The 3686-nt window shown below is 67.1% G+C and carries 2 protein-coding genes; both read left to right on the top strand.

Going from position 1 to position 3686, the window contains the following annotated elements; all coding sequences use genetic code 11:
• Window positions 1-1095: energy-dependent translational throttle protein EttA (gene ettA, locus ACWDU1_RS30665; protein ID WP_450003821.1), on the top strand; the 1095-nt coding region annotated here is incomplete at its 5' end.
• 93 nt (window positions 1096-1188) lie between these two features.
• A partial coding sequence (locus tag ACWDU1_RS30660) for an NAD-glutamate dehydrogenase domain-containing protein (protein WP_450003819.1) occupies window positions 1189-3686 on the top strand: 2498 nt, incomplete at its 3' end.

The raw sequence follows: 3686 nt of genomic DNA, 5'->3' as shown, positions 1-3686 counted from the left end.
GTGCTGTGGCTGGAGCAGTTCCTGGCGCAGTACGCCGGCGCGGTCCTCGCCGTCACCCACGATCGCTACTTCCTCGACAACGTGGCGGGCTGGATCCTGGAACTGGACCGGGGCCGGGCGATCGGCTACGAAGGCAACTACTCCACCTACCTGGAGAAGAAGGCCGAGCGGCTGGCGGTTCAGGGCAAGAAGGACCAGAAGCTGCAGAAGCGGCTCAAGGACGAACTCGCCTGGGTGCGTTCCGGTGCCAAGGCCCGGCAGGCCAAGAACAAGGCGCGGCTGGGCCGCTACGAGGAGATGGCGGCCGAGGCCGAGAAGATGCGGAAGCTGGACTTCGAGGAGATCCAGATCCCGGCCGGACCGCGCCTGGGCAGCGTGGTGGTCGAGGTCGAGCACCTGGACAAGGGTTTCGGCGACCGGCAGCTGATCAAGGATCTGTCGTTCACGCTGCCCCGCAACGGCATCGTCGGCGTGATCGGTCCGAACGGCGTGGGTAAGACCACCCTGTTCAAGACGATCGTCGGTCTGGAGGAGCCGGACAGCGGCACGGTGAAGGTCGGCGAGACGGTCCAGTTGAGCTATGTCGACCAGTCCCGCGCCGGTATCGATCCGAACAAGACGGTGTGGCAGGTGGTTTCCGACGGACTCGACTACATCGAGGTCGGCCAGCAGGAGATGCCGTCCCGCGCCTATGTGAGCGCGTTCGGTTTCAAAGGTCCCGACCAGCAGAAGCCGGCCGGAGTGCTCTCCGGCGGTGAGCGCAACCGGCTGAACCTGGCGCTCACACTGAAGCAGGGTGGCAACCTGATCCTGCTCGACGAGCCCACCAACGATCTGGATGTGGAAACCCTCGGCTCGCTGGAAAACGCCTTGGAGCACTTCCCCGGTTGCGCCGTGGTGATTTCCCACGATCGGTGGTTCCTGGACCGCACCTGCACGCATATCCTCGCGTGGGAAGGTGACGCCGACAACGAAGCCAAGTGGTTCTGGTTCGAGGGCAACTTCGAAGCCTATGAGGCCAACAAGATCGAACGCCTCGGCCCGGAAGCCGCACGGCCGCATCGCGTGACGCATCGGAAGCTGACCCGCGGGTAACGACGCGGCTCTTTTCCCGCTACCAGGGTTCGGGACTACCCTCGGGACCGGCATCGGTGTGTCCGAGAAAATCCGCATTCAAGGGAGTGGGAAATGACGGTCTCGTCCGAATTGTCCAGCGACGCATGGGTTGCCGAGTTGCCGGACACGCTACGGGCCGGTCTCGGCGCGTTGGAGGACGGTTATTTCCGCTATGTCGGGACCGAGGACGCGGATTGTGAGATCACCGCTCCCACCCTGACCTTCCGGGCCCATCTGGCCTTGGCCCTGACCCGGCAACCGGGTCAGGGCCTGGTGCGGGCGCATCATCCGGACGACGGATCCGGGCTGGGCGCCGCCGTGCAGATCGTGACCGACGATATGCCCATGCTCGTCGACTCGGTGACGGCGTTGTTCAGCCGGATGGGCGGGACGGTCAGCGAGGTCATCCACCCCATCGTGACCGTCGAGCGCGACGCCGCCGGCGGGTTGCTCGCGGCCCGTCCGCATGAGGCGGGCCGGGGGCGCAACGGTACGGCGGCCGGTCGCGAATCCTGGATCCACCTGCAATTACATCCGGCCACCGGGGTGGAACTACTCGCCGAGATCGCCGCCGCCGTACCCGAAGTGATCGCCGATGTGCGCCGGGTGAGCAGCGATACCGGCGCCATCGAGGACCGGCTGAGTGAGCTCGCGGCCGGGCTCGACGGCGCCGATGCGGCGGCGGCCGCCGAAGCCGATATCGAACCCGCCGAATGCGCGCGGCTGCTGCGCTGGATGGCCGACGGTAACTTCACGGTGCTCGGGTATATCCGGTATCGCTACGAACCGGGGGAGCAGGTCCCGGTCCCGGTGGCCGGATCCGGACTCGGCGTCCTGCATCCCGACGCGGGCTCCGGTTTCCGGATACCGGTGAATACCGGCGCGCGGCCCCTGTTGCGGATGACCCAGGGCCTGGTCCCGGTCACCATGCAACGCGCGGTGCACCCCTACTTCATCGGTGTGGCCGATCTGGACGGCAACGGGGTGGCCCGGGGTGAACACCTCTTCCTCGGGGTGTTCACCGTGACGGCTCTGCACGAGAACGTGCTGGACATCCCGGTGGTGGGCCAGCGGGTGCTCTCCGCCATCGAGGGCAGCGGATTCGCTCTCGATTCGTTCTCCGGGCAGGCCATGCTCGAGGTGATGCAGGGCTTCCCCCGCTCCGAACTGTTCTCCTCCGATGCCGCGACCCTGCGACGGGTCGCGGGCGCGGTGCTCAATGTGGGGCTGCGCCGGCAGGTGCGCCTGTTCGTGCGGGTCGACCCGTACGGGCGGTTCGTCGCCGCCATGGTCTATCTGCCGCGGGATCGCTACACGACCGCCGTTCGCCTGGAGATCCAGGACATCCTGGTGCGCGAACTCGGCGGCGCCTCCATCGATTATTCCGCGCGGGTGAGTGAGAGCGAGCTCGCCAGTGTGTATTTCACCGTCCGGATGCCGGGCGCCGACGACGCCGACCCGGTGCGGGGCGCCGCCGAGGAGATCTCCGAGGCCGAACGTCTGCGGATCCAGAACCTGCTCGCCGAGGCGACCCGCACCTGGGACGATCACCTCAACGACGCGGTGAGCAGTTCCACCGTGCTCGACCCGCGGATCGTGCACCGCTACTGCGAGGCGTTCCCCGAGGGGTACAAGCAGGATTTCACCGCCCCGCGCGCGCTTGCCGATATCGACCGGCTGGAGCGGCTGACGCCCGGCGGTATCGACCAGCATCTCTACCGGACCGCCGGCGCTCCCACCGGCTCCTGGCGCTTCACCCTCTACATCGGCGGTGGCGCGATCTCGCTGAGCCAGGTGCTGCCCGTCCTGCAGAGTCTCGGGGTGGAGGTTCTCGACGAACGGCCGTACCGGATCCGGCGTGAACCCGACGGGCGCAGTGCCGACCAGGAACACTGGATCTACGATTTCGGCCTGCAGGTCAGCCCGGAGCTGCTGCGCGGCGCCATCGACCAGGATCTCGACGCCGAACTGCTCGAAGTAGCCCCCGATACCCTCGCGCGGACCGCGACCGCCGCGCGGGTACGCGACCGGTTCACCGCCGCGTTCGACGCCCTCTGGTACGGGCGCGCCGAAGCGGACGGTCTCAACGAACTCGTACTGCGGGCCGGGCTGGACTGGCGTGAGGTCGCGGTCCTGCGGACCTACGCGAAATACCTGCGACAGGCAGGTTTCCCGTACAGCCAGTTCAATATCGCCCGGGTGCTGCACACCTATCCGGATACCGCGCGGCTGTTCGCCGCGCTCTTCGCCGCCCGGTTCGATCCGGACAGCCATTCCACCGAACGCTGCGAGGAACTCGAACAGCGGGTACGCGATCGGATCGATGAGGTCGTCAGCCTGGACGCCGACCGCATCCTGCGGGCCATCCTCGGATTGATCCGGGCCACGCTTCGTACGAACTACTACGTCACCGACGGCGGCGGCGCGGTCCGCGATTTCATCTCGGTCAAGGTCGAGCCCCAGGAAATCACCGAACTGCCGCAGCCGCGGCCGAAGTACGAGATCTTCGTGTATTCGCCGCGGGTGGAGGGTGTGCATCTGCGGTTCGGTGCGGTGGCGCGTGGTGGTTT

The sequence above is a fragment of the Nocardia sp. NPDC003345 genome (assembly GCF_053589395.1).
This window is presented reverse-complemented; position numbering and strand designations above follow the sequence as displayed.